The sequence below is a fragment of the Modestobacter sp. VKM Ac-2986 genome (assembly GCF_026967795.1).
GTDB lineage: Bacteria > Actinomycetota > Actinomycetes > Mycobacteriales > Geodermatophilaceae > Modestobacter.
In genome coordinates this window covers 249,207-274,710 of sequence record NZ_JAPVBH010000003.1, presented here as the reverse complement: position 1 = coordinate 274,710, position 25,504 = coordinate 249,207, and the positions used below count along the sequence as shown (strand labels likewise).

General features: G+C 76.6%; 21 protein-coding genes and 1 riboswitch. Of the genes, 10 read left to right on the top strand and 11 right to left on the bottom strand.

Features of this window, described 5'->3' with window-relative positions; genetic code table 11:
* Window positions 1-30 precede the first annotated feature (30 nt).
* Window positions 31-975, top strand: a complete 945-nt coding sequence (locus tag O2W14_RS09200; RefSeq protein ID WP_269175781.1) for a hypothetical protein — start codon at window positions 31-33, stop codon at window positions 973-975.
* A 32-nt stretch (window positions 976-1,007) separates the two neighbouring features.
* A complete protein-coding gene (locus O2W14_RS09195; protein ID WP_269175780.1) occupies window positions 1,008-1,829 on the top strand; it encodes a TSUP family transporter in 822 nt (273 codons plus the stop codon).
* 12 nt (window positions 1,830-1,841) lie between these two features.
* On the opposite strand, the gene O2W14_RS09190 is transcribed toward O2W14_RS09195, so the two are convergent.
* Window positions 1,842-2,480 carry a class I SAM-dependent methyltransferase gene (locus O2W14_RS09190; protein WP_269175779.1) on the bottom strand — a complete coding sequence of 213 codons (639 nt, stop codon included), beginning with the start codon at window positions 2,478-2,480 and terminating at the stop codon, window positions 1,842-1,844.
* A gap of 131 nt (window positions 2,481-2,611) precedes the next feature.
* Between O2W14_RS09190 and O2W14_RS09185 the strand changes: the two genes are divergently transcribed.
* The gene (locus tag O2W14_RS09185; RefSeq protein WP_269175778.1) at window positions 2,612-3,856 is read left to right on the top strand and encodes a saccharopine dehydrogenase family protein; all 1,245 of its coding nucleotides are present in this window, start codon (window positions 2,612-2,614) and stop codon (window positions 3,854-3,856) included.
* A gap of 12 nt (window positions 3,857-3,868) precedes the next feature.
* Here the strand turns inward: O2W14_RS09185 and O2W14_RS09180 are convergent, their stop codons facing one another.
* Together O2W14_RS09180 and O2W14_RS09175 are read right to left on the bottom strand one after the other, a co-directional pair.
* Complete coding sequence (locus O2W14_RS09180) at window positions 3,869-4,585, bottom strand: DNA alkylation repair protein (RefSeq protein WP_269175777.1); 717 nt, start codon at window positions 4,583-4,585, stop codon at window positions 3,869-3,871.
* 85 nt (window positions 4,586-4,670) lie between these two features.
* On the bottom strand, window positions 4,671-5,894 hold the full coding sequence (locus O2W14_RS09175) for a hypothetical protein (RefSeq protein WP_269175776.1): 1,224 nt from the start codon (window positions 5,892-5,894) through the stop codon (window positions 4,671-4,673).
* A gap of 166 nt (window positions 5,895-6,060) precedes the next feature.
* Between O2W14_RS09175 and O2W14_RS09170 the strand changes: the two genes are divergently transcribed.
* Window positions 6,061-7,071 (top strand): site-specific integrase, encoded by a 1,011-nt coding sequence (locus tag O2W14_RS09170; RefSeq protein ID WP_269175775.1) that lies wholly within the window; start codon window positions 6,061-6,063, stop codon window positions 7,069-7,071.
* Between the two features lie 51 nt (window positions 7,072-7,122).
* Here the strand turns inward: O2W14_RS09170 and O2W14_RS09165 are convergent, their stop codons facing one another.
* Window positions 7,123-7,752, bottom strand: a complete 630-nt coding sequence (locus O2W14_RS09165; protein WP_269175774.1) for a hypothetical protein — start codon at window positions 7,750-7,752, stop codon at window positions 7,123-7,125.
* Window positions 7,753-7,965: 213 nt separating this feature from the next.
* Window positions 7,966-8,712, bottom strand: coding sequence for a CDP-alcohol phosphatidyltransferase family protein (locus tag O2W14_RS09160; RefSeq protein WP_442928835.1), 747 nt, complete (start codon window positions 8,710-8,712; stop codon window positions 7,966-7,968).
* Window positions 8,713-8,905: 193 nt separating this feature from the next.
* Here O2W14_RS09160 and O2W14_RS09155 point away from each other — a divergent pair, with 193 nt between their 5' ends.
* Window positions 8,906-10,429: an APC family permease gene (locus O2W14_RS09155; RefSeq protein WP_269175772.1), complete on the top strand. Its 1,524-nt coding sequence runs from the start codon at window positions 8,906-8,908 to the stop codon at window positions 10,427-10,429.
* A gap of 423 nt (window positions 10,430-10,852) precedes the next feature.
* Window positions 10,853-10,951, top strand: a riboswitch (cyclic di-AMP (ydaO/yuaA leader).
* Between the two features lie 23 nt (window positions 10,952-10,974).
* Window positions 10,975-11,700, top strand: a complete 726-nt coding sequence (locus tag O2W14_RS09150; protein WP_269175771.1) for a LysM peptidoglycan-binding domain-containing protein — start codon at window positions 10,975-10,977, stop codon at window positions 11,698-11,700.
* Window positions 11,701-11,793: 93 nt separating this feature from the next.
* Here O2W14_RS09150 and O2W14_RS09145 read toward each other — a convergent pair whose 3' ends face one another.
* The 4 genes from O2W14_RS09145 to O2W14_RS09130 form a co-directional block, all read right to left on the bottom strand.
* Entirely contained in the window at window positions 11,794-13,161 is a 1,368-nt protein-coding gene (locus O2W14_RS09145; RefSeq protein WP_269176170.1) for a sugar porter family MFS transporter, read from the bottom strand.
* A gap of 163 nt (window positions 13,162-13,324) precedes the next feature.
* Window positions 13,325-13,723: a hypothetical protein gene (locus tag O2W14_RS09140; RefSeq protein WP_269175770.1), complete on the bottom strand. Its 399-nt coding sequence runs from the start codon at window positions 13,721-13,723 to the stop codon at window positions 13,325-13,327.
* Window positions 13,724-13,760: 37 nt separating this feature from the next.
* Entirely contained in the window at window positions 13,761-15,116 is a 1,356-nt protein-coding gene (locus O2W14_RS09135) for a circularly permuted type 2 ATP-grasp protein (RefSeq protein ID WP_269175769.1), read from the bottom strand.
* Complete coding sequence (locus tag O2W14_RS09130; protein WP_269175768.1) at window positions 15,113-15,988, bottom strand: ATP-grasp domain-containing protein; 876 nt, start codon at window positions 15,986-15,988, stop codon at window positions 15,113-15,115. Before O2W14_RS09130 ends, O2W14_RS09135 begins: the two co-directional genes overlap by 4 nt.
* 94 nt (window positions 15,989-16,082) lie before the next feature.
* On the opposite strand from O2W14_RS09130, the gene O2W14_RS09125 reads away from it, so the two are divergent.
* The 3 genes from O2W14_RS09125 (at window position 16,083) to O2W14_RS09115 (ending at window position 20,938) form a co-directional block, all read left to right on the top strand.
* Complete coding sequence (locus tag O2W14_RS09125; RefSeq protein WP_269175767.1) at window positions 16,083-18,056, top strand: glucuronyl esterase domain-containing protein; 1,974 nt, start codon at window positions 16,083-16,085, stop codon at window positions 18,054-18,056.
* 99 nt (window positions 18,057-18,155) lie between these two features.
* On the top strand, window positions 18,156-18,467 hold the full coding sequence (locus O2W14_RS09120) for a GNAT family N-acetyltransferase (protein ID WP_269175766.1): 312 nt from the start codon (window positions 18,156-18,158) through the stop codon (window positions 18,465-18,467).
* A gap of 137 nt (window positions 18,468-18,604) precedes the next feature.
* Window positions 18,605-20,938: a glycoside hydrolase family 65 protein gene (locus O2W14_RS09115; RefSeq protein WP_269175765.1), complete on the top strand. Its 2,334-nt coding sequence runs from the start codon at window positions 18,605-18,607 to the stop codon at window positions 20,936-20,938.
* Between the two features lie 40 nt (window positions 20,939-20,978).
* Here O2W14_RS09115 and O2W14_RS09110 read toward each other — a convergent pair whose 3' ends face one another.
* Window positions 20,979-22,433 carry an alanine/glycine:cation symporter family protein gene (locus tag O2W14_RS09110; protein WP_269175764.1) on the bottom strand — a complete coding sequence of 485 codons (1,455 nt, stop codon included), beginning with the start codon at window positions 22,431-22,433 and terminating at the stop codon, window positions 20,979-20,981.
* Between the two features lie 230 nt (window positions 22,434-22,663).
* On the bottom strand, window positions 22,664-24,559 hold the full coding sequence (locus O2W14_RS09105) for an AfsR/SARP family transcriptional regulator (protein ID WP_269175763.1): 1,896 nt from the start codon (window positions 24,557-24,559) through the stop codon (window positions 22,664-22,666).
* A 44-nt stretch (window positions 24,560-24,603) separates the two neighbouring features.
* Here O2W14_RS09105 and O2W14_RS09100 point away from each other — a divergent pair, with 44 nt between their 5' ends.
* Window positions 24,604-25,479: an alpha/beta fold hydrolase gene (locus O2W14_RS09100; protein WP_269175762.1), complete on the top strand. Its 876-nt coding sequence runs from the start codon at window positions 24,604-24,606 to the stop codon at window positions 25,477-25,479.
* Window positions 25,480-25,504 lie beyond the last annotated feature (25 nt).

Below are 25,504 nucleotides of genomic sequence, written 5' to 3'. Positions count from 1 at the left end.
GCGCTCGCACCCCTCGGAGCACCACCACCCATGCACCCCCGTGACACCCGCTCGTCCCGCCGCGCCCCCGCCGGCGCCCTGCTCGGCACCGCCGTCGTCGGTGCGGTGCTCGTCGCCGTCCTGGGCGTCACCGGCATCGCCGGCAGCGGGGTCGCCGCGACGGCCGCCCCGGACACCGCGCCGGTCAGCGTGGCCGAGCAGCTCGGCCTGGCCGGACAGGCCGCGCCGGCGGACCCGGCCCGCGACCTGGCGCCGCTGGAGCAGCTGGCCGCCAGCCGCAGCAGCCGGGAGGCGGCCCAGACCGCCGCCCAGCAGGCGCAGGCCGCCGCCGACACCGCCGAGCTCGAGCGCCGGCGAGTCGAGGCCGAGACCGCCGCCCGGCTCGCCGCCGAGGCCGAGGCCGCCGCCAAGGCGCAGGCCGAGGCCGAGGCGGCGGCCGCCGCGGCTGAGAAGGCGGCTGCGGCCGCCGCGGAGGAGGCCGCCGAGGAGGCGGCTGCCGCCAAGGCCGAGGCCGAGGAGGCGGTGGAGGAGACGGCGGCTGCGGCGCCGGCTGCCGCCCCCGCCCCGGCCCGCCGGACGACGGCCGCAGCGGCCTCCAGCGCCGCCGTCGCCGCGGTCGCGCGGATCACCAACCGCACCGGCGCCGTCAAGCCGCAGGTGCAGGCCGCGGCCGACCAGGTCGTGTCCGCGGTGCCCGGTGCCGGCAGCATCACCCTGGGGGGCACCCGGGCCAGCGCCACCGACCCCGGCGGCCACCCGTCGGGTCTGGCGCTGGACTACATGGTGCTCACCAACGCCGCGCTGGGCGACGCGATCACCCGGTACCACATCGAGCACTGGTCCGAGCTCGGCGTCGCCTACGTCATCTGGGAGCAGCGGATGCTCAGCTCGCCCGGCGGGTCGTGGAAGCAGATGGAGGACCGGGGCGGCGTGACCGAGAACCACTTCGACCACGTGCACGTCAACTACCGCTGAGAGCGCCTGCACCTGCCCGTTAACCTCCCCGGGTGACCGACGTCCTCGCGGTCGACCTGCTGCCCGACGGGCTGACCCTCCCGGTCCTGCTCCTGGTGCTCCTGGCCGGCCTGACCGCCGGGTTCGTCGACGCCGTGGTCGGTGGGGGCGGGCTGATCCAGCTGCCGGTGATGCTGCTGGTGCCGGGCCTGAGCACGGTGCAGGCGCTGGCCACCAACAAGCTCGGCGCCGTCCTCGGGACGACGACCAGCGCGGTGACCTTCTACCGGCGGGTGCGCCCCGACCTGCGCACGGCCCTGCCGATGGCCGGGATCGCGCTGGCCGCCAGCTTCGGGGGCGCCTCGATCGCGGCGCTGCTGCCCACCGCCGTCTTCAAGCCGGTCATCGTGGTCGCCCTGGTCGGGATCGGGGCGTTCACGCTCCTGCGGCCCGCGCTGGGGGAGGTCACCGCGTTGCGGCACGTCGGCCGCCGGCACCACGGGGTGGCCGCCGGCGTCGGCCTGGTCATCGGCTTCTACGACGGGGTGCTCGGCCCCGGCACCGGCTCGTTCCTGGTCTTCGCGATGGTCTCGCTGCTGGGCTACGACTTCCTCGCCGCCAGTGCCAAGGCCAAGATCGTCAACGTCGCGACCAACCTCGGTGCGCTGCTGTTCTTCGTCCCGCACGGCTCCGTGTTCTGGGGCCTGGGGCTGATGCTCGGCGTGGCCAACATGGTCGGCGGCTACCTGGGTGCCCGGACGGCGACCACGCGCGGGAGCCGGTTCATCCGGGTGGTCTTCCTGGTCGTGGTGACCGTGCTGATCGCCCGGCTGGGCTGGGACGTGTGGACCGAGGAGCTGCGCCCCCGGCTCTGAGCCCGGCCCTGGTCAGCTGCGGCGGGTGGCGCGGACGACGACGTCGTCCAGGGTGCGGGTGGAACCGTGCGGGCCGGGGAGGGTGCGCCGCAGCTCCTCGGCGGTCTCCACCGTCCACCCGGCGCCGTCCAGCCGGGCGGTGACGGCGGCGGCGGTGACCGACGCCTCGGCGGGCGGGCCGCCCCCGTGCCCGTGTCCGTTGTGGCCGTGGGTGTGCAGGTGGCCGACGAGGAGGAGGGTCCCGCCGGGGGCCACCCAGGAGGCGATGCGGTCGTAGAAGTCCAGCTGCGGCCCGGCCGGGTGGGCGTAGTGGGTCGTCACCAGGTCGAACTCCGTGTCCGGCGTCCAGGCACCGAGGTCGGCCTCGACCCACCGGACCCGGTCGCCGGCCCCGCTCGCGGCGGCGCGCTCGGCGGCCCGGGCCAGCGCCTGGGCCGAGATGTCGGCGGCCGTCACCTGCCACCCCTGCGCGGCCAGCCACAGCGCCTCGGCGCCCGCGCCGCAGCCGGCGTCCAGGGCGGTGCCCGGCACCAGGCCGGTGAGCTCGCGGGCCAGGTACGGGTGGGGCGGGTCGCCGGCCATCGACCCGGGGCCGCTGGGCCGGTCCTGCCAGTGCTGCTCCCAGTAGTCCTTGTCGAACCCGTGCGTCATGGCTGCTCCCGTCTCCGCTGGTGTGGCAACCCTGACCCGGTCACCCGTGAGACTGCAAGCATCGTTGCTGCAACAGCAAGGACGACGCCGCTCGGGCCGCGGTGCGGCGGTCGCGGCGGCAGGATGGACCGATGACCGATGCCCGCCCGTACGACCTGGTCCTCTACGGCGCGTCCGGCTTCGTGGGCCGGCTGCTGGCCGCCCACCTCGCCGAGCAGGCGCCGCCGGGCACGCGGATCGCGCTGGCCGGCCGGTCCCGGGAACGGTGCGAGGCGGTCCGCCGCGAGCTGCCCGGCGCCGCGCGGGACTGGCCGGTGCTGACCGCCGACTCCGGCGACCCGGCCTCGCTGGCCGCGCTCGCCGGGCAGACGCGGGTGCTGGTCAGCACGGTCGGCCCCTACCTGCGCCACGGCCTGCCGCTGGTCGAGGCCTGCGCGCGGGCCGGCACGCACTACGCCGACCTCACCGGGGAGGTGCTGTTCGTCCGGCGGGCCATCGACCGCGTCGACGCGGTCGCACAGGACACCGGGGCGCGGATCGTGCACGCCTGCGGGTACGACTCGATCCCCTCCGACCTGAGCACCCTGCTGCTCGCCGAGCGGGCCGCCGCCGACGGCGCCGGCCCGCTGCGCGACGTCCGGCTGGTGGCGACCGCCCGCGGCGGCTTCAGCGGCGGCACCATCGACTCCGCCCGCGCCCAGATCGAGGCCGTGGGGCAGGACCGTTCGCTGCGCCGGGTGGTCGGCGACCCGTTCGCGCTCAGCCCCGACCGGGCCGCCGAGCCGGACACCCCGCAGCCCCGGGACGCCGCGCCGCCGGCCCGCACCGCCGACGGACGGTGGACCGCACCGTTCGTGATGGCGTCGTTCAACAGCCGCATCGTCCGGCGCAGCAACGCGCTGCAGGACTGGCGGTACGGCCGGGCGATGAGCTACGGCGAGGTGATGGGCACCGGCCGCGGGCCGGCGGGTGCTGCGGTCGCGCTCGGCACGACCGCCGCGCTGGCCGGGGCCTTCGGCGCGCTGTCCTTCCCGCCGGCGCGCGGGGTGCTCGACCGCCTGCTGCCGGCACCGGGCACCGGCCCGAGCGCGGCGACGCGGGAGAAGGGGTGGTTCCGGATGACCGTGGACGCCGGCACCGAGGAGGGCCGCAGCTACCGGGCCACCGCCGCCGGCCGCGGCGATCCGGGGTACGCGGCCACCGCCGTGATGCTCGGGCAGAGCGCCCTTGCGCTCGCCCTGGACGGCGACCGGCTGCCCGACCGCGCTGGCTCGCTCACCCCGGCCACGGCGCTGGGCGGCGTCCTGGTCGAGCGGCTGCGGGCCGCCGGACACACCTACGAGGTGGTCGAGGTGGGGGAGCGGCGGCCGGGCTGACCGCGCCCGGCGTCACCCCTGCCGGCGGCGCACCATCTCGGCGATCCACACCGGCGCGTACGGGGACGTGCAGTTCCTGGGGGTCGGGTGGTCCTCGAGGACGCGCAGGCGCTCACCGATGGCGATGGCCCGGGCCCGGTGCTCGGCGTGCTCGATGCCGATCTGGGCCAGGCAGTGGTTCATCGCCCACTGCAGCCGGTCGGGGGCCTCGCGCATCCGGGCCTCGATCACGTCCAGCAGGCCGGGCAGGTCCAGGCCGTCGGGTCGCTTCGCCACGCGGTCGGTGGTCAGCGCCCAGCCGGCGCTCGCGACCACGGGGTCGGCGTCGGTGAGCCAGGAGACACGCAGCTCCTCGGCGTGCGGGCTCTTCACGACGACGTAGCCGACCAGCCAGTCCTGCACCTTGGGGGTGCGTGCTCCGCGCAGCATGGCGTCCAGCTCGTCGCGGGGGAAGGCCTTCGGCCGGCAGACCAGCACGGCCAGCAGCCGCGCCGCCGCGTCCCCGGTCACCCACAGCTCGCGGGCGAGCTCGTGCTGGGTCCGCAGCCGCTTGGCCAGCGCGCGCAGGGCCCCGAGGTTCACGCCGTGCTCGTCACCGTGGGCGGCGTTCACCCGCCGGATGTCCGCGTCCTCGAGGCGGGCCAGCTCCTCCTGCACCTCGGCCAGCCCCGCCGCCGTGCCGGTCGTGGTCGCAGTCGTCCCGTCCATCGCCGTCTCCCGCCTGGTCACGTCCCGGTCCCCGCCGAGCATGACGCGGCGGTGCGGACGGCGGAAGGCCCCCGGCTCCCGGGCCGTCGCCTCCGCTGCGGTCCGTTCAGCCGGGAGTGCGGCCGGGTGGGGAGGTGGGCTCCGCCTCGTCCTGGGTCGGGTCCGACGCGTCTGCGCGCGGTGGGCGGGTCGCGTCGGCCAGGGCGGCGCGGGCCGCCTCCGCGTCGGCGAGCGCACGGTCGCGCGCCTCCTCCGCGCGCAACCGGTCCCGGCGGCTGTCCTCGGCGTTGCGCTCGGCGCGGTCGGCGCGCACCTCCTGCGCCTGCGCCGACGCGACCGCCGCGGCGGCCCGTTCCACCGCGGCGTCGGCCCGGGACTGCGCGGCCTCGACGCGGCCCTCGGCAGCGGTGACCTGCAGTCGAGCGCTCGTCTCCGCGAGCTCCGCACGGCCCGCTGCCTGTGCGGCCTCCGCCCGGGCGGCGTCGGCCTCGGCCCGGGCGGTCCCGGCCTCGGCGCGGGCGGCGCGCTCGGCCTGCTGGGCGCGGTCCCGCTCGGCCTCCGCCGCCGTCGCCCGGTCCTGCGCCGCTGCCGCGTCGGCGAGCGCCCGGTCCCGCGCCTCGGCCGCGCGGGCCGTCTCCACCCGGGCGGCGTCGGCGTCGGCCTGGGCTGCGTCCCGGGCGCGTTCGGCGTCCCGTCGTCCGGCGACGGCCTCCGCCGCGGCGGCCCGAGCGGCTTCGGCCTCGGTCTCCGCCTGTGCGGCCACCGTCTCGGCGGCGGTGGTGGCCTCGCGGGCCGCAGTGGCCTCGGCGCGGGTCGCGGCGGCGTCGTCGCGGGCGGTGGCTGCCTCCGCTCGGGCGGTGGCCGCCTCGGCGTCGGCTCGGGCGGCGGCCTCGAGGGCGTCCCGGGTCGCCCGCTCGGCGACGACGCGGACCCGGTCGGCGAGCGAGGCACGCTGCTCGGCCTCAGCGATCTCGCGGCGGGCGTCCGAGCGCACGGCTGCCCGTTCGGCCTCCAGCAGCTCGGCGTCCGCAGCCCGTGTCAGGACGCCGTGGGCACGGTCGACCTGCTCGCCGATCCCCGCCAGCGTGTCGCGCAGCCGGTCGGCGACCTCGGTGAGCGTGTCGACCGCTCGGCCGGCTGGTACGGAGCTCGCCGGCTCGCCCGGTGCCGCCGTCGACCGGGCGGCGGCCGCGGCGCGGCGGGCGGTGAAGGCGGTCGTCCGGTTGTGGTCCGGCCGCGTGCAGTAGGACGAGCGGCCCCCGGTCGCCGGCGGTGGCGCCACCGGGAGGGAGCAGTCGGGAAAGGCGCAGATCGCCTCGGCGGCCGTCATGTCTGCAGCTTGCCACCGTTCGTCTGCCGTCATCGATCTGGCCAACGAACGAACGTCCGATGGAGACGGACAGTATGGTGGCTGGACGGGCGGAAGCACTCCATAATCAACTGTTATGGAGTCCATCCCGAGCGGGTCACCGACCGAGGGAAAGGCGGCCCGAGGGGTGGTCGTCCGCAGTCCGGAGGCGCCCGGTGGAGGGGAGTCGGACGCGCACCCCGCCGACGGGGGACTGGTGCTGCCCGGGGACGTCGAGTCCGTGGGCCGGTACCTGGACGCGGCCAAGGCCGACTCGACGCGGCGGGCCTACGAGGCGGACTTCCGCGCGTGGGCGGACTGGTGCGCCCAGCGCGGTTTCACCCCGCTGCCCGCGGCCGACGCGGCGGTGGCGGCCTACCTGGCTGTGCTCGGCGACGCCGGCGCCAGCCCGCGCACCATCGCCCGGCGGCTGTCGGGCATCGGGCACGCCCACCGGGAGGCCGGGCACCCCAGCCCCTCGGAGCACCCGGGCACCCGGGAGGTGCTGCGCGGCATCCGGCGGGCCGCGGCCCGCACCGGGCGCCGACCGAAGAAGGCCCGGGCGCTGGACACCCAGACGATCCGGGCGCTGGTCGAGGACCTGCCCGACGGGGTGGCCGGCCTGCGCGACCGGGCGCTCATCCTGACCTCGTTCGCGCTGGGCCTACGGGCCTCGGACGCCTGCGGGCTCGACGTGACCGACCTGGCCCCGGCCGGGCACGGCGGCCTCGACGTCACCGTCCGGTTCTCCAAGACCGACCAGGAGGGCGCCGGCGAGGTGCTCGCCCTGGCGCCGGGGGTGCGCGTGCAGACCTGCCCGGTGCGCGCCCTGCAGGCCTGGGTCGACGCCGCCGGGCTGGAGTGCGGGCCGCTGTTCCGCAGCGTCGGCCGGGGCGCGACCCCGCGGATCGGCAGCACCCGGATGGCGCGGTCCTCGGTGCGGCTGGTGCTGCTGCGGGCGGCCGAGCACGCCGGCGTCCCGCTGGAGGGGCTGAGCCCGCACAGCCTGCGCCGGTCCTTCGCCACCGAGGGCTACAAGGCGGGGGTCAGCGAGCGCGAACTGGCCCGCACCGGCCGGTGGGCGTCGGTGACCACGCTGCGCGGCTACGACGCCAGCAGCCGCTGGGCCGCCCCGGCGTCCGCGCGGCTGGGGCTGTGACCCCGGCGGTCACCACCGGCCGGCGGCGCGGCGTCCACCGGGCCGGGGAGGTCACCGCCGGGCATCGGCCCGGGGAGCGGACGGCTCCGGGACGGCGGGAGCCGGCGGCGCCGGTCGGTCCCCGGTCACCCCGAGGGCACGCACCCGGGCGGCGACCGAGTCGCTGACGGTCCGCACCAGGCGGCGCAGCGGGGCCACCGCGCGGGCCAGTGCCCGGCCCAGCCGCGTGGCCGCCCGCTCGACCACCGCGGTCGCCGCCTCGAGCCGACGCACCGCCGGCCCGAGCCGGACCACCAGCCGCCGGGCCCGCCGTCGGACCGTCCGCACCAGCGGCCGGGTGCGCCGCACCAGCCAGCGCCCGGCCCGGCCCAGCCCGCGCCCCATGACCGCGAACACCCGCCGGTTGAGCCACCCCCACGCCCGGCGCAGCCCGCGCAGCAGCGGGGTCAGCACCCGCAGCAGCCCCCGGCCCAGCGGTCCCAGCGCCCGGACCACCGCCCGCAGGGCGTGCCCGACCCCGCGGGCCACGGCCGACGTCGCCGCGTCGACGGTGGCGAGCAGCCACAGGCCGGCGCGCCCCAGCGCCTGCAGGGCCAGCAGGGCCATGGCCAGGGGCCACACGAGCGCGCGGCCGGGCCAGGAGGTGGTGCGGTGCTGCGGCTCGCTGGGGGAGCGGGACACGTCGACCTCCGGCTGGCTCGCCGGGACAACGTGCCGCCCTCGCGTCCGGGTTCCCGCACCGGCGCGGGGTCGCCGTGTCCGGGCCGGTCAGGCCCTGGGGACTCCCGCCGCCGGCACGGGCGCGGACCCGGCCCGGGACCGGCGGCGGAGGCACCTGCTCCTGTGCGCGGCCCGGGGCACCCCCGGTCGACCGGGGGTGCCCCGGGCCGCGGGTCAGGACGCGGCGTCCACCGGGACCGGCGTCCCGGCCGCGCCGCGGCGTCGCCGCGCGAGGAGGGTGAGGTACCCGCTGACCGCCACGTAGTAGCCGACGTAGCCCAGCGACACGGCCACCACCAGCCCGTCCACGTCCGGGTACTGGACGAGCAGGAGGGCGTACGTGCCGATCCACACCGCCGTCAGGGCCAGGCTCAGGGTCCGCAGCGTCTTGCTCCGCGACGGGTACAGGTAGTGCACCGGGACGAACACCAGCACCGAGCAGACCACCAGGACGGCGGCGACGGTGCCGCGGCCGAGGTCGAGCACGACGACGTAGAAGGCGACCACGTTCCAGTAGCTGGGGAAGCCGAGGAAGGCGTGGTCCTCGGTCTTGGCGTCGGCCCGGCAGAACTGGTAGCACGACGCCAGCAACGGCAGGGCCGCCAGCGCGTACCCCGGCAGGCCGTCGGGCAGCGCCCCCGACGTCCAGAGCAGGACGACGGGGGCGAAGACGTAGGTCAGGTAGTCGACGATGTCGTCGAGGCGGGCACCGTCGAACCAGGTGATCGTCTCCTTCACCCGCGCGGCGCGGGCGAGCATCCCGTCGGTGCCGTCGATGACCAGGGCGACCAGGCCGATCCACAGGGCGGTGACCACCTCGCCGTCGATGGCGGCGAGGACGATGAGCAGCGCGAGCACGGACCCGCTCGCGGTGTAGACGTGCACCGCCCAGCCTGCCAGGCGTCGGCCCAAGGAGAACACCTCTGTGATCGGGGAGTGGGAGGGCGGCAGCCCAGCGGGCGCCGTCACCCCATGACCTTTCCACGTCCGCCGCCACCCGGCCGGGCGACGTCCCCCGCGTGGCGCGCCGACGGTGCCGGCGCCGGGCGGGTGGCAGCTCGACCGCGCACAGGGCACAGTGACCCGACTCCGTCGACCGCACCTGGAGAGCCGCGTGGACACCCCCACCCAGCAGGGCGACCGTTCCCTCACCGACTTCGGGTACAACCAGCAGCTGGACCGCCGGATCGGCCGGTTCTCCAGCTTCGCGGCCGGGGTCAGCTACATCTCCATCCTGACCGGCACGTTCCAGCTCTTCTACTTCGGCTTCGGCGCCGGCGGCCCGGCCTACGTCTGGTCCTGGCCGATCGTGTTCCTCGGCCAGCTGATGGTCGCGCTGTGCTTCGCCGAGCTGGCCGCGCGCTACCCGATCGCCGGGTCGCTCTACAACTGGACCAAGCGGCTGGGCAGCCGGACGACGGCCTGGATGGCCGGCTGGATGATGCTGACGGCGTCCATCGTGACCCTGTCGGCGACCGTGCTGGCCTACCAGATCACGCTGCCGCAGCTGTGGTCCGGCTTCCAGGTGGTGGGCGACGGCACCGGCACCTACGACGTCGCGGTCAACGCGATCGTGCTGGGCAGCGGGCTCATCCTCTTCACCACACTGGTCAACGCCTTCGGGGTGAAGCTGATGGCCCGGATCAACAGCGTCGGGGTGTTCATCGAGCTCATCGCGGCCGTGCTGATCATCGTCATCCTGGCCTTCTCCGCCGTCCGCGGGCCCGTCGAGGTCCTGACGGAGACCGGCGGCCGGGGCGAGGGGCAGTCACTGGGCTACGTGGGGGCCTTCCTGGTCGCCGCGCTGGCGTCGGGCTACGTCATGTACGGCTTCGACACCGCGAGCTCCATGGGTGAGGAGACGATCGACGCGCGCCGCACGGCGCCCCGGGCGATCATCCGGGCCATCACGGCGTCGTTCCTGCTGGGCGGGCTGATCCTGCTGTTCGGGCTCATGTCGGTGCAGGACCTCGCCGACCCGCAGCTGTCGTCGTCCACCGGTGGGCTGCAGTACGTGCTGTTGTCGGCGGCCGGGGGCGGCCTGGGCAAGGTCTTCCTGGCCTCCATCGCCGTGGCCATCACGGTCTGCTGCCTGGCGGTGCACACCGCGACGATCCGGATGATGTTCGCGATGGCCCGGGACAACAACCTGCCCTTCGCGGCGCGGCTGGCCCGGGTCGACCCCCGGCGCAAGACGCCGGTCCTGCCGGCCGTCCTGATCGGCGTGCTGTCGATCGCCGTCCTGGTGGTCAACATCCGGCAGCCGCAGGTGTTCACCGCCGTCACCAGCATCGCCGTGGTGATGATCTACGTGGCCTACCTGCTGGTCACGGTGCCGATGCTCGTCAGCCGCCTGCGGGGCCGGTGGCCGCTGCCGGCCGACGACGACGGTGCCCGGCACTTCTCGCTGGGCCGCTGGGGCCTGCCGGTCAACGTGCTGGCCGTGCTGTGGGGCGGTGGCATGGCGCTGAACCTGGCCTGGCCGCGGCGCGAGGTCTACAACGCCACCGAGCCGCACCACTGGTACCTGCAGTGGGCCGCCTTCGTCTTCATCGGCGCCATCGCCGGGGTGGGCCTGGCCTACTACCTGCTCCGGGCGCGCCACCGGACCGGGGTGCTGGCCGAGCACGTGGCCTGACGCGGCCCGCGCCGTCCCGGCGCCGGGCCTCGACGCGGTCGGGGGCGGTGCCGCGTCACCGTCCCCGACGCCGGGTGTCCCCACCCCGCCACCTCCGTGTTCGAGGGGCTACAGCAGGTGCAGGCGGACCACGCGGTGAGTCGGCGCCCTGCCCGGCGGCTGCGCGTGGGCCGCCGCAGGCCGGGTGCGCTGGCCAGACGCGTGCCGACGCACGCGGGACCGCGGGCGGACCACCGGCCACCGCCGGGCGGCGGTCCCCCCACGCCGGGGACGACGCGCCGGAGGGGCGTCGAACCGGTCGGTCCCGACTTGCCGTCCGGGCTCGCGGTCTGGACACCATGGGGCGCCCACCGTGCGGTGGGCCCGGTGACGGACCGCCTGACCTGCCCGCCGTCCCCCGGACCCGCGACACGACGGGCAGGCGTGGGGGACCCACACGTACCACCAGGCCCGCAGGCCTTGGGGTGAAGCCGCGCCGCAGCGGCCGGGCAAGCCTCGCCCGAACCCGACAGCTCACCCCGCAGGCGGCGAGAGGCACACCACTCATGGCACTGCGCCACCAGGGACGGCACCGCCGTCCCACCAGGAAGCTGCCCGTCCGCACCGTGACCCGGTGCGCCCTCGCGATCACGGCGGCAGGGGCGGTCTCCCTCGGGGTCGCCTCCCCGGCCCTCGCCCACACCGGGCAGCACACCGTCCAGGCCGGGGACACCCTCGGCCAGCTCGCGGCCGCCCACGGCACGTCGTGGCAGAGCGTCTACGCCGAGAACCGCGCCGTCATCGGCGATGACCCGAACCGGCTGCGCATCGGCCAGGTGCTCACCATCGGCGGCGGTGCCGCGCCGGCGGCGCCCAGTGCGTCCGGGCAGGCCAGCCGGGGGGCCGACCGGGTCGTCGCAGCCCCGGTGGCGTTGCTGACCGGTGCACCGACGCCCAGCTCGACGTCCTACGCCAGCTGGGCTCCGCACGTCCGCCCCGTGGTCGCCGAGGTCGCCGGCCGGTTCGGCGTCGGCACGGTGCTGACGCGGCCCGGCCACAGCCCCAGCCAGGAGCTCGCCGCGGACTTCATGGTCCACCGCGACGCGGCGAAGGGCGACGCCGTCGCCCAGTACGTCATCGACAACGCGGCCCGGTTCCGGGTCGACTACGTGATCTGGCAGCAGCGCATCTACCTGCCCTCCTCCGGCACGTGGCGGGCCATGGCCGACCGGGGGTCGCCGACCGCGAACCACATGGACCACCCGCACGTGTCGTTCCTGCCGGCCGGGTGACCACGGTCGTCCCCGGCCGTTGAGCAGGCACCGACGTACGGCAGCGCCCCCGTCCCGGACGATCCCGGAGCGGGGGCGCTGCCGTACGCAGGGCTAGCGCGACCTGGCGAAGTCGGCCGGCGTGAACTGCCCGTCGGACAGCTTCTGCTCGATCTGCTCCAGGCTGCGGCCGGTGAGCTCGGGCATCTTGCGGTAGAGGAAGACGAAGCCGGCGATGTTGAACGCGGCGTAGAGCCAGAAGGTCTGACCGGTCCCGATCGTGTCGATGATGCTCAGCAGGGTCAGCGTTATCAGCAGGTTGGTGCCCCACAGGGACGCCGACTGGGCGGCGGCGCCGGCCTCGCGGGTGGCCAGCGGGTAGATCTCCGAGCCGGTGAGCCACCCCATGAGCTGGATGCCGCCGGCGGTGAACGCCATGAACGCGATCAGCGTGGCGATGATGTAGGGCACCTGCGCCTCACCGCTGTTGCCGGTCACGAAGAAAGTGCCCAGCACGATCAGCGCCAGGGCGGCTCCCGGCAGGGTGAGCAGGGTCAGCCGCCGCCGGCCGACCCGGTCGATGATCGCCAGGCCGATCAGCTGGGTGACCAGGTACGTGGCGCCCAGGGCGACCGACACCCGCAGCGCGGCGGTCTCGGAGAAGCCGTTGTCGGTCAGGATCGTCGGGGAGTAGTAGACGATCATCTCGATCCCGGACAGCTGGGTGAACACCGCCAGGCCGCACCCGACGACCAGCGCCGGCCGCACCCAGGCCTCGCGCAGGCCCCGCCAGCCGCTGGTGCGCGCGCTGGACTCCGCCTCGACCAGCTCCTGGATGTCGTGCAGCTCGCCGGACACGTCATGGCCCTCCGGGCGGACCCGCTCCAGCGACTGCCGGGCGTCGTCCTCGCGGCCGGCCTTGACCAGCCAGCGCGGGCTGTCGGGGAGGCGCAGCATCAGCAGGCCCATCAGGGCGCTGGGCACGACGGCCGCACCGATGGACACCCGCCAGTCGACGGCCTCGGTCGCGCCGATGATCGTGGCGAGGAGGATGCCCACACCGATGGCGATCTGGAAGAACAGCACCAGCCGGCCGCGGTACCTGCTGGGCGCCAGCTCCGCCACGTAGGTCGGGGCGGTCTGGGTGGCGCCACCGACGGCGAAGCCGAGCACGATCCGCGACAGCGACAACAGCTCCGGGTTCGGGGACAGCGAGGCCGCGAGCGAGCCGACGACGAAGACGACGGCGACGATGAGCAGCGTCCTCTTCCGGCCGAGCCGTTGGCTGAGCCGGCTGCAGACCAGGGCGCCGATCACCGCACCGGCCAGGATCGAGGCCGCGATGACCTGCTCCCAGCCGCTGCCGATCTCGAACTCCTCGCTGATCTGCAGCAGCGCGCCGGAGATGATGCCGGTGTCGTAGCCGTAGAGCAGCCCGGAGATGGCCGACACCAGGGCGACGATGACGACGGAGCCGGTCAGCCCACCGCCGTCGTCACGCCCCGCGTCGGTGGGGGAGGTGCGGGACGGAGTGGGCGCTCGGCCCTCGGACGCGGCGATCGGAAGCTCCCCGTGGTGGTGGTGGCGGTATGGCCGTGGTCACCGTAAGGCTGCTCGCGGCGGACCGCCTGTCCGTTCGGGTCGGTCAGCTGCGGAGCAGGTGCAGCAGCGCTGCGGCGTAGGCCTCGGCCGGCTCCGGGCCGTTGAAGCCGGTGGTCACGCCCGCGACCCGCAGCGTGACCCGGTAGCCGTCACCGGTGGGGGCCAGCCCGGCGAAGGCCTCCCCGAGCAGCTCGCGCAGCTGGTGCTCGGCGGGGACCCACAGCGTCTCGGACTTCTCCACCGAGTCCAGCGCCCACTCGGTGGTGCCGTTGAAGCCGATGACCGGGCCGCCGGGGAACTCGTGCACCTCGACGGTCATGTCCGACAGCACGAACACCTCGTCGTCCATGTCCCGGCCGGCGACCACGAAGCTGTCACCGCGGGCCGGGGTCCACGGCAGCCCCGCCTCGTGCAGGGCGCGGGCGGTGGCGATGGAGAGCACGCCCCATCCTCCGCCTCCCGCGGCGTCGGCGTCGTCCTCAGGCCGGGACCCAGGTGTCCTTCGCGCCGCCGCCCTGCGAGGCGTTGACCACCAGGTCACCGGCGGCCAGGGAGAAGCGGGTCAGGCCACCCGGCAGCACGACCGTGCCGCCGTCGGTGCAGAAGGCGTAGGGCCGGTAGTCCACGTGCCGCGGCGCGAGCTGCCCGCCGACGACGGTGGGGTGGGTCGACAGCGCGACCGGCTCCTGCGCGATCCACTCCCCGGGCGCGGCCAGGACGGCGGCGCGGGCCTGCTCCAGCTGCTCGGCGGTGGCGCGCGGGCCGATCAGGATGCCCCAGCCGCCGGACCCCGACCGGGGCTTGAGCACCAGCTCGGGGAGCCGGTCGAGCACGCCGGGGAGGGTGTCCGGGTCGCCGAGGTCGTAGGCCGGCTGGGACCGCAGCAGCGGCTCCTCGCCGAGGAGGTGGCGCACCAGGTCCTCGACGTAGGGGAAGGTGCGCTTGTCGTCGGCGACGCCGGTGCCGAAGGCGTTGACCACGGTGACGGTGCCGGCGCGCAGGGCGGGCAGGAGCAGGTCGCCGAGGTCGTTGGGCCGGCCGTCGTCGTCGGTCAGCCGCTCCTCGCTGGTGCGCCGCCACAGCAGGTCGACCCGGCGCCCGTCGGGCAGCTCGAGGTGGTCGCCGCGGGCGGTGAGCTGCCCGGGCAGCACCACCGGCGCCCCGACCATCTCCCCGAACCGGTCGATCTCCCAGGACACCGCACTGCGCGGCCCGTCGCCGAGCACGGCCACCACCGGGTCGGGCACGTCGGTGGCGTCGGCGAGCATCGCGCGCATCGCCGCGGCGGCGGCCTCGCGCACCGGCTCGGGGCCGGGCTGCACGCCCAGCCGCGGCGCCACCAGGTCGCGGGCGGCCAGCGCGTAGGCCAGCAGTGACGGCGTCCGCACGTTGTCCTCCAGGACGACGAACTCCCCGTCGGCGCCGCGGACCAGGTCCGGGCCCGCCATCCCGATCCAGCGCCGCGGGGTGGGCAGACCGGGCTGGACGTAGCGGTTGGTGTCGAGCACCGCGGCCGGGACGACGCCGGCGCGGACGGACTCGCGTGGGCCGTGCGCGTCGGCGACGAAGGCCTCCAGCGCCCGCAGCCGCTGGTCGACGCCGGCGGCGATCGCCGCCCACTCGCGGCGCTCGAGCACCCGCGGCACCGGGTCGACGGTGAAGGCGTGCGCCTCGCCGGCCGGGCCGTGCTCCAGGCCCAGGTCGGCCGCGGCCCGGGCGACCTCGGCGGCCAGCGCGGCCGGGCCGTGGGCACGCACCGCCTGCAGCGCCGCGGCCGCGTGCGGCCGGTCGCCGCCGTCGGGCAGCAGCGCCTCGTCCAGGCTCGCGGTGCTCACGCGGCCACCGCCGCGGCGCGCTCGGCCACGGCCAGGGCGGCGCGGGCGACCCAGCGGCCCTGCCCGGGGTCGGTGACGTCGAAGCCGAAGGGCGCGTTGGCCTCCAGGGCGACCAGGCGGCCACCGGGCTCGATCAGCACGTCGACGCCCATCAGGCCACCACCGAGGGCGGCGACCATGCGCTGGGCCAGCTGCTCGAGCTCGGGGGAGGCCTCGTGGACGCGCGGGTAGGTGGTGCCGTGGGTGACCAGCGCGCCGTCGTCCCGGGACTTCTCGTACACCAGCGAGGTCGTGGTCGGGGTGGCGAAGACCCGCGCGCACGCCGGCTCGGCGATCCACTCCTGCAGCAGCGAGGTGCCGCGGCGGTGGCCGCCGGCGGCCTCGTCGGCCCGCCAGCCCTCCTCGACCCGGTGCGCGGCGTCGAGGTCGCCGACCAGCTCGATGTAGCGCGCCCCGTCGCCGAGGGAGGGCTTGAGCACCATCTGCCGGCCGGGCATCGGCCAGTCCCGGACCTGCGCCAGGTCCCACGCGGCCGGCTGCGGCAGGCCGGCGGCGGCCCACACGGCGTGGGTGACGAGCTTGTCGGCCGAGGCGACCAGGGACGCGACGGGGTTGAGCAGCGGGACGCCGGCGGCCTCGAGCAGGGTGGCCAGGGCGAAGGTCGGCGCGTAGGCCACCACCTCCTCGACCAGCACGTGGGCGATCGCCAGGTCGTAGCGGCCCGGGGGAGGACCGCTGACCGGCCAGTCGGCGGGGATGCGGGCCAGCCGCTCCACCTCCGCGCCCTCGGCCTCCAGCGCCCGCACCCACGCGTCGGCGTAGCCGGCGTCCTCGTACCAGTCGACGTCGGTCATCACCAGCAGCACGCGCACCAGGTCACTGTGCCTGCCCGCCCGGTCCCGTGCAGCACGGACGCAACACGGGTGACACCCCAGCGGACACAGAGCGGTCCTAGCGTGCGGGTGCATGACGCAGACGCTGTCCGGCCGCCCCGCCGACGGGCTCGACGGGCGCTCCGCGGTGGCCCGGAGGCTGCGGTACACCGCCGAGCTCGCCGGGGCGCTGCCGCCCAGCGGGCCGTTCGAGGCGTGGCGGGCCGCCGGCGGTGACCTGGCACCGGACTTCGCCCGGCTGCCGGCGCGCACCGGCCTGTGGTCGCCGACCGAGGGCCTGCCCACCGGGGCCGCCGGTGCCGCGGCGTGGCCGGCCCGGCGCGCGGTGCTGCGTGCCCGCTGGCGCCGGTGGCTGACGGGGACGACGCCGCCGGCCCCGCGCCGCACGCCGGTCCGGGTCACCGCGACGTCCACCGCCGCGGGCGTGGAGGTGCGCGAGCTCGTCGTCGGCGACGGCTGGTCGGTGCGGGCGCGGCTGCTGCTGCCGGTGCCCGCGGCCGGGGTGCGCCGGGACGTGCCGGTGTACCTGCTGCAGTCCAGCCACGGGTCCTGGGCCGAGGCCGCGCTGGCCCGCGGGTGGGGTGCCTGCCTGGTGTCGGCCGCGGACGGCGACGACGACACCGAGGCCGTGGAGCAGGCGTTCCCCGCGCTGGTCGCCGGCCGGCTGGCCTGGCGGGCGTGGGCGCTGTCCCGGGTGCTGGACGCGCTGCACGACCAGCCCGGCGTGGACGCCCGCCGGGTGCTGGTCGGCGGGCACAGCCGCAACGGCAAGACCGCACTGCTGGCCGCCGCCACCGACGACCGGTTCGCCGGCGTGGTCTCCAGCTCCAGCGGCGTGCTCGGCGCCGTCCCGGCCCGGCTGTGCACCGACCGGCACTTCGGTGAGGGCGTCGAGCTGCTCACCCGGTACTACCCGGGCTGGTACCACCCGGGGCTGCGCTGGTTCGCCGGACGCGAGCACCGGCTGCCCACCGACAGCCACGAGCTGCTCGCGCTGGCCGCGCCCCGGCCGGTGTTCGTGTCGGTGGCCGTGGCCGACCCGGTCGAGCGCGTCCCGGCCGCCCGCGCCGCGGTCGAGGCGGCCCGGGAGGCGTTCACGCTGCTCGGCCGGGGTGGTGCGCTGGAGCTGGCGCTGCGGCCCGGTGGGCACCGGGCCGAGGAGTCGGCGGTGGCCGCCCAGCTGGACTGGGCGCAGTCGGTGCTCGGCGGTCCACCCCGTCGCGTCCCGTCCCCGCCCCGGGCGACGGCGCCCGTGCCCTGGCCGGTCGACCGGGTGCGGCCCGGTCCGCGGCCGGTCCGCGGCGAGGAGCTGCGCGCCGCCGTCCGCCTGGCCCTCGGCCGGAGCGGGCGCCCCGCCGTGCCGCTGCCCCGCGCAGCCGAGCCGGGCCTGCGGACGGCGGACGGCGTGCCGGTCACCGTGCTGCGCCCACCCGGCGGGGGGAACGGGCGGGGGCTGGTGCTGTGGCTGGGCCCGCCCTGCGCGGCGACCGGCTGGCAGGCGGGCTACGAGCAGGCCGAGCCGCTGCCCGCGCAGCTGGCGGGTGCGGGCTGGGCGGTGGCCTGCGCCGACCCGGTGGGCAGCGGCGCGCGGTACGGGGAGCAGCCCGGGCGGGGGTCCTCACCGCTGGGCCGGATGACCGCCGACGCCGGCGCCGTGGCCGCCGTCGCGGCGGCCGACACCGGGCACGACCGGGTGTGGGTCGCGGCCTACGGCACCGGCGCACTGGTGGCGCTGCACCTGCTGGCCCTGGGCACCGGGCCGCGCGAGGTGCCGGTGGCCGGTGCGGCGCTGGTCGCGCCCAGTTGCGGCGAGCCGCTGCTGCGGGCCCGCCCCGGCTACACCGTGGCCGACCTGCTCGCCGCGGTGGCCGGCCGCCCGGCGGTCGTGCTCGACCCGGCCTGGGACCCCGAGACGCCGGCCGGGGCGCTGGCCGCCGCCTGCCGCGCCGCGGGGGTGCCGCGGGTGCCGCTGGCCGACTGGCACCGGCTCTCGGGTGCGACCCGGCTGGCGGTGCTCGACTGGTTGGAGGAGCACGGGCCGGCGTGAGGCGCGGGTCCGTCGCGGTCCCGGCCGGGCCGTCGGGTGCGGCATGCTGCCCACCTGACGACGACCGGGGCGGGACGCGCCCGGCAAGGAGGAGCGACCATGCAGGTGACGGTGACCGACGCTGCCGAGCAGCACCGCTACGAGGGGCGCGTCGACGGCGCACTGGCCGCGATTGCGGAGTACATCAGGACCCCGGAGCTGGTGGTGTTCACCCACACCGAGGTGCTGGCCGGGCACGAGGGCCGCGGCGTGGCCTCCCAGCTGGTCCGCCACGCCCTGGACGACGTGCGGGCCCAGCACCTGAAGGTGCTGCCGCTGTGCCCCTTCGTGGCCGGCTGGATGGCACGGCACCCCGACAGCCAGGACCTGGAGTACCGCTCGCGCACCACGCTCACCGACGCGACGGCCTGACGCCCGGCACGCCACCGTCGGCAGGGGCCCGACCCGGCGCCCGGGCCGACGTCCCGATCGCGCCGCGGCGCGGCGACGGGTAGGACAGGGGCGGAGGCCGCAGCCGCGCCCCCGACCCGAGCCCGCGGAGGACCGGCGTGAGCACCCCGACCCTGGACACCGACCCGTGGCTGGTCCGTGAGCCGCACGTCGACCTGGGGGCGCTCGCCGTCACCGAGTCCGTCTTCAGCCTGTCCAACGGCTACCTCGGCGTCCGCGGGACGCTGGACGAGGTGGAGCCCTTCGGCATGCGGGGCACCTACCTGTCCGGGGTGTACGAGACCCACCCGCTGTCCTACCCCGAGGGCGGGTTCGGGCACCCCGAGGAGGGGCAGGCCCTGGTCACCGTCCTCGACGGGACCCCGCTGCGCCTGCTGGTCGACGGGGTCCCGCTCGACGTCCGCGAGGTCGCCCCGGAGGTCCACGAGCGCACGCTGGACCTGCGCGCCGGGACGCTGGACCGCCGGGTGCGCTGGACCACGCCGTCGGGCACGACGATGGAGGTCACCTCGCGGCGCCTCGTCTCCCTGGCGGAGCGCTCGGTCTGCGCCGTGCGGTACGAGGTCCGCGCCGTCGACGGGCGGGCGCACGTCGTCGTGCGGTCGGAGCTGGCCGGTGGGGAGATCACGCCGACGGGGGTGGAGAACGACGACCCCCGCGTCGCCGAGGCGCTGGACCGGGCGTTCGAGCCGCTGGTGTCCACCCGGACGGCGACCGGGGGCACCCTGGCCTCCCGGACGCGCCGCTCGGGCCTCACGGTCGCCGCGGCCGTGGACCACGAGGTCTCCGGCGGGCGGGTGAGCGTGCACGCCGACGAGCACCGCGTCGTCACCTCGGTGGCCGCCGACCTGGGTGCGGGGGAGGACCTCGTCGTCGTCAAGACCCTCGGCTACAGCTGGTCTGCCGACGCCGGTCCCGACTCCGTCGCGGGGGAGGCCGCGGCGGCCGTGGCCTCGGGGACCGATCTGGGCTGGGACGGCCTGCTCGCCGCCCAGCGCCGGGTGCTCGACGAGCTGTGGGCCACGGCGGACGTCGAGGTCGACGGCGACCCCGAGCTGCAGCAGGCGCTCCGCTACGACGTCTTCCAGCTGTTCTGCTCGGCCGTCTGCATCTCCGGTGCCCCCGTCGGCGCCAAGGGGCTGACCGGCGTGGGCTACAGCGGCCACACCTTCTGGGACGTCGAGGGGTTCGTCCTCCCCGCCCTCACGCTGCTGTACCCGGACGCGGCGGCACGGCTCCTGCGGTGGCGGGCGGGGACCCTGCCCTCGGCCCGGGACCGCGCCGGGACCCTCGGCGTGGCCGGTGCGGTGTTCGCCTGGCGGACCATCAGCGGGCCCGAGGTCTCCGCGTACTGGCCGGCGAGCACGGCCGCCCTGCACGTCAACGCCGACATCGCCCGCGCCTACTGGCTGTACGAGAACGCCACCGGCGCGGACCCGGCGTCGGTCGGGGGCCTGGAGGTGCTCGTGGAGACCGCGCGGGCGTGGACCTCGCTGGGCCACTACGACGCGGCCGGGAACTGGCACCTGTTCGGCGTGACCGGCCCGGACGAGTACACCGGCGTCGTCGACGACAACGTCTTCACCAACCTGATGGCGCGCGCGAACCTCCGGCGCGCGGCGGACGCCTGCCGGCGGCTGGAGCCCGAGGCGCGGGACCTGGGGGTGGAGGCGGCCGAGACGGCTGCCTGGGAGGCCGCGGCCGACGCGGTGTGCGTCCCGTGGGACGAGGGCCTGCGCGTGCACCCGATGAACGACAACTTCACCGCCTACGCCGACTGGCCGTTCGAGGACGAGGGCGACGACTACCCGATCCAGGCCCACCACCACTACGCCCGGTTCTACCGGCGGCAGGTGCTCAAGCAGGCCGACCTCGTGCAGGCGCTGTGGTGGTGCCGGGACGAGTTCACCGCCGAGGAGGTGGCGCGCGACCTCGAGTACTACGAGGCGCGCACCGTCCGGGACTCCTCGCTGTCGGCCGCCGTGCAGGCGGTGGTGTGCGCCCAGGCCCAGCACCCCGACCTGGCCCACCGCTACCTGCGCGAGTGCGCGCTCGTCGACCTGCGCGACGTCCGGGGGGACACCGCCGAGGGCCTGCACCTGGCCTCGGTGGCCGGCGCCTGGCTGGCCTTCGTCGCCGGCCTCGGCGGGCTGCGGGAGGACCACGAGACCCTGGAGATCGCGCCGCTGCTGCCGGCCGCGCTGTCCCGCACCGCCTGGTCGGTCACCTGGCGCGGCGCGCTGCTGCGCGTCGAGACCACGCGCGAGGGCAGCACGGTCACGCTGGTGCGCGGGGACGGCCCGCTCCCGCTCGTCGTGGACGGCGAGGCGCGGACGGTGACCGCCGGCGACCCGCTCCGGGTGCCGCTGCAGGACCCCGAGCCGCTGCTGGCCGAGCCGACCCAGCCGGCCGGTCGCGCGCCGCGGACCTGAGCGCGGCAGGTGACGGGCCGGACCGCCCCCCGCCGAGTGCTCAGGCGGTGGTGTTCTTCGCGCCGGCGTGCTCGTCGGTCCAGACGCTGTCGGGGAGGTCGCGGGGCAGGTCCGGGTTGCCGGTGGTGCGGAACACCGGGTCCTGACCTGCCTTCGTCTGCCGCTCGAAGTCGCGCAGGGCACCCAGCGCCCAGCGGCCCAGCAGCACCAGTGCGACCAGGTTGACCAGCGCCATGAAGCCCATGGCGACGTCGGCCAGCGCCCACACCGTCGCCAGCTCCAGCAGGGCACCGGCCCCGACGACGCCGATCACGACCACGCGGAACACCGTCAGCGCGGCGGGGCGGGCACGCAGGAAGGTCAGGTTGACCTCCGCGTAGGAGTAGTTGCCCAGCACGGAGGAGAAGGCGAAGACGAAGATCAGGACGCTCATGACCCAGGTGAGGCCGCTGCCCAGCTCGTGGGCCACGGCTGCCTGGGTCAGCGAGGCGCCCTCGGTGGTCTCACCCGGCCGGTACACGTCCGGGCCGGCGAACAGGATGATGAACGCGGTCGCGGAGCACACGATGATCGTGTCGACGAACACCCCGAGGGACTGCACCAGCCCCTGCTTCACCGGGTGGCTGGTGGTCGCGGTGGCGGCGGCGTTGGGCGCGCTGCCCATGCCGGCCTCGTTGGAGAACAGCCCACGCTTGGCGCCGTTGAGCAGGGCCGCGGCGAGCCCACCGGTGATGCCGGCAGCCGCCTCGCCCACCCCGAACGCCGCGGTGACGATCGTGCCGAGCACGGCGCCGACCTGGGTCACGTTGAGGGCGATGATCACCGCGGCGAGCAGCACGTAGGCCAGCGCCATCGCCGGCAGCATGAACTCGGCGACGCGGGCGATGCGGCGGACCCCACCGAAGACGACCACCGCCGTGAGGACCATGAGTCCGGCCGCGGACCACCCCTCGCCGACCCCGTGGCCGCTGGCCAGGACCTCGCTGATGGTGTTGGCCTGGACCATGTTGAACGCGACGCCGAACGTGAAGATCAGCAGGACGGCGAAGACGATCCCGCCCCGGCGCGACCCCAGACCCCGTTCGATGTAGAAGGCCGGGCCGCCGCGGAAGCTGCCGTCACCGGCCGGGACCTTGAAGACCTGGGCCAGCGTCGCCTCGACCAGGGCGGTCGCCATGCCGATGAGGGCGACCACCCACATCCAGAAGATGGCCCCGGGGCCGCCGAGGGTCAGCGCGATGGCGACGCCGGCGATGTTGCCGGTCCCCACGCGGGACGCGAGGCCCACGCAGAATGCCTGGAAGGACGAGATCCCGGCTCCGGCGTCGTTCCGCGAGGAGGCGATCTGGCGGATCATGCGCCCGAACATGCGGACCTGGACGAAGCGCGTGCGCACCCCGAGGTAGAGACCCACCCCCAGGAGCACGTAGATCAGCACGTAGGACCAGAGGACGTTCGACACCGGGTCGATCAGGTTCGTCTGGATGGCACCCATCAGGACCTCCACGGAGTGGCTCGCGCGGGGACCGAGACCTCGCGGGCGAGAACCGTGCGCTCGTCGTCGAGCCCTGGACCTGTGCAGGGATCATCAGGCCCAGCGGGCGGATGCGCCACCCCGCCCGCGCGCGGCGTGCACCGAGGTCCTCGAGCAGCGCCGCCACGAGGGCCGTGTCGACGGCGGGCTGGCCGCGACCGCGGAGTGCACCAGGACGCCGGAGCTCCTCCTCACCGCCCGGCGGCCTGTGCCCACGCGGCGAGGTGGTCGTCGACCGGGCCGGCGGTGAGCATCCCGCTGCCCGCGCCGGCGAGCTCACCGGCTGCGGCGGCCAGCGCCTCCTGCGCCCGGGCGAGCACCGCGAGGTCGCCCACCGCCAGGGCCGCGCTGCCGGCCAGCACCCACAGCGCCTCCATGAGCAGGCCCGGCGGCGGGTCCGGCAGCGCGGCCACCGACGCGGGCTCCCCGGCGGCCAGCCGGTGGTGCGGCTCCAGCCAGGGCGCGTACGGCCCACCCGGCCCCGCGGGCGGCACCGGCTCCCCGCGCGAGACCCGCAGGCAGGCCAGCGTGAGCGCCAGCAGCCCGTCCTCCACGCCCGGCATCCCCGAGCCCACCCGCAGCCGGGCCGCCGCCCGGAACCGCTCCTCGGCGTCGGGGGCACCCTCCACGGCGGCGCGCAGCGCCCGCCAGCCGCCGGTGAAGACGCCGACCAGCGGCCGGTCGTGTGCGGCGGCCAGGCCGTCGAGCGCCGCGGCGTGCTCCCCGGCGCCGGCCAGGTCGCCCAGCGCGCTGCGGGCCTGCATCCGCACCAGGTGGCCGAGCACGAGGGAGTCGGTCAGGCCGTGCCGCCCGGCCAGCTCCACCAGTTCCGCGCCCAGGGCGTCCCGGTCGGCCGCCCGGCCGCAACGGTCGAACACCTGCAGCGTGCGGCCGCCCAGCGCGGCGGCCAGCAGCGCCGGGTCGCCCAGCGCCCGGGCCAGCTCCTCGGCCTCCCGGGCGGCGGCGGCCCCGCGCGGGCCGGGCAGCCCGCGGGACTCCACGGCCACGGTGGTCAGCAGCCGGACCCGGACGGCGTCCGCGCCGGCGGCCGGCAGCGCCCGCTCGGCGGCCGCGACCACCGCGGCGGCCTGCTGCGGGTCGTCGGAGGTGGTCCAGACGCCGGGCACGTCGAGCTCCCCGACCACCCGGGCCGTGAGCAGCGGGTCACCGAGCTCCTCGGCGGCCGCGATGGTTGCCAGCCGCTGCTCCCGGGCCGCGGTCAGCCCCTCGGCGCCGGTGCGGGACAGGCTGCGCAGCAGGCCGACGGTGGCCTCCAGCCGGGCCCGCGGGCCGGCCGCGCGCTGCCAGGACGCGGTCGCCCGGGCCCACGGGTCGGGGCCGAGCTCCAGGGCGGGCGCCTGGGTGAGCACGTCGTGCTCCAGGGCGGCCAGCTGTGCGCCGGGGTCCAGGCCGAGCTCGTCGACCAGCCGGGTGCGGGCCCGGCGCAGCACGGCCAGCGCGTCGGGCCGGCGTCCGGACCGGTAGAGGGCCAGCGCCAGCAACCGCCAGCCCTCCTCGCGCCACGGGTGCGCGGTGACGTGGGCGTCCAGGTCCGGGACGGCGTCGGCGGCTCGGCCCAGCTCCAGCCGCGCGGCGCCGGTGCGCTCGACGGCGGTGCTGTGCAGCTCGGTCAGCCGGGTGCGCTCGGGCAGCGCCCACGGCCGGTCGCCGACGTCGGCGTAGGCCGGGCCGCGCCAGGCGCCCAGGGCGCCGGTCAGCTCGGTCAGCGCCTCGGCGGGGGGCAGCCCGGCGGCCCGCTCGACGGCGGCGGTGAACGCCTCGGCGTCGGTCGCCGCGCGCAGCGCGTACCCCCGGCCCTCGGTCACCAGCACCCGCGGCGGGGTGCGCGGCGGGCGGTCCGGTTCCAGCGCGCGGCGCAGCGCCGCCACGAAGGTGCGGACCGCGGCCACCGCGCCGTCCGGGGGTGTCTCCCAGAGGGCGTCGACGAGCAGGTCGACGTCGACGACGCGGCCGCGCGCCACGACCAGCCGGGCCAGCAGCTCCCGGTGCCGCGGCCCGCCCAGGGGCAGCGGGTCCCCGCCGGACCAGGCGGTGACCGGGCCGAGCACGCCCACGGTGAGGGTCACGGCGTGCTCATCGAACGCTCATCGGGGCGCCGCACGGTGGGGGCATGACACCGCAGATCCCCGGTTCCACCACCCACCGCGTCCGCGTCGCCGACGGCGTAGACCTCTCCGCGGCGGTGCTCGGCAGCGGGCCGGCCCTCGTCCTGCTGCACGGGTTCCCGCAGACGCACCTCATGTGGCGCCACGTCGCCCCGGCGCTGGCCGCCGACCGCACCGTCCTCTGCCCCGACCTGCGCGGCTACGGCGCCAGCGACGCCCCCGCCGAGGACGGCCCGGACACCTACAGCGCCCGCACCATGGCCGCCGACGTCGTCGCGCTGGCCCGCGAGCTCGGTCACGACCGGTTCGCCCTGGTCGGTCACGACCGCGGGGCGCTGGTCGCCGTCCGCGCGGGCCTGGACCACCCCGACGTCGTCACCCACCTCGGCTCCCTGGACGTGCTGCCCACCCTGGACTCGTGGGACATCCTGCACGGCGTGCAGGCCGCGGTCGCCTGGCACCTGTACCTGATGGCGCAGCCGCCCGGCCTGCCCGAGGCGATGATCACCGCCACCGCCGACGCGTTCTTCGGCTCGTTCCTCGACGCCTGGGGCAGCGCCGGGCTCTTCCCCGACGACGTGCGCGCGGAGTACCTGCGGGCCAGCGCCGCGCGGGTGCCCTCGATCGTGGCCGACTACCGGGCCAGCGCCGGCGTCGACGTCGACCACGACCGCGCCGACCGGGACGCCGGCGTGCGGCTGACCATGCCGGTCTCGGTGCTGCAGCAGGACTGGGGGAGCGCCCTGGGCTTCGACGCCGCCGCGCTGTGGAGGGCGTGGGCGCCGGACCTGGTGCACCGGACGGCGTCGGCCGGTCACTTCATGGCCGAGCAGGACCCCGACCTCGTCGTCGCCACCGTCCGGGAGCTGCTGGCCCGCTGACGGACGCGCGGGTCACATCCCGCGT

What these genes read in the sequence shown, in the direction of transcription:
- O2W14_RS09125 (WP_269175767.1), top strand. Translation starts at nt 16,083, where the DNA reads ATGACGCAGACGCTGTCCGGCCGCCCCGCCGACGGGCTCGACGGGCGC.
- O2W14_RS09200 (WP_269175781.1), top strand. Translation starts at nt 31, where the DNA reads ATGCACCCCCGTGACACCCGCTCGTCCCGCCGCGCCCCCGCCGGCGCC.
- O2W14_RS09190 (WP_269175779.1), bottom strand. Translation starts at nt 2,480, where the DNA reads ATGACGCACGGGTTCGACAAGGACTACTGGGAGCAGCACTGGCAGGAC.
- O2W14_RS09120 (WP_269175766.1), top strand. Translation starts at nt 18,156, where the DNA reads ATGCAGGTGACGGTGACCGACGCTGCCGAGCAGCACCGCTACGAGGGG.
- O2W14_RS09175 (WP_269175776.1), bottom strand. Translation starts at nt 5,894, where the DNA reads ATGACGGCCGCCGAGGCGATCTGCGCCTTTCCCGACTGCTCCCTCCCG.
- O2W14_RS09150 (WP_269175771.1), top strand. Translation starts at nt 10,975, where the DNA reads ATGGCACTGCGCCACCAGGGACGGCACCGCCGTCCCACCAGGAAGCTG.
- O2W14_RS09100 (WP_269175762.1), top strand. Translation starts at nt 24,604, where the DNA reads ATGACACCGCAGATCCCCGGTTCCACCACCCACCGCGTCCGCGTCGCC.
- O2W14_RS09110 (WP_269175764.1), bottom strand. Translation starts at nt 22,433, where the DNA reads ATGGGTGCCATCCAGACGAACCTGATCGACCCGGTGTCGAACGTCCTC.
- O2W14_RS09185 (WP_269175778.1), top strand. Translation starts at nt 2,612, where the DNA reads ATGACCGATGCCCGCCCGTACGACCTGGTCCTCTACGGCGCGTCCGGC.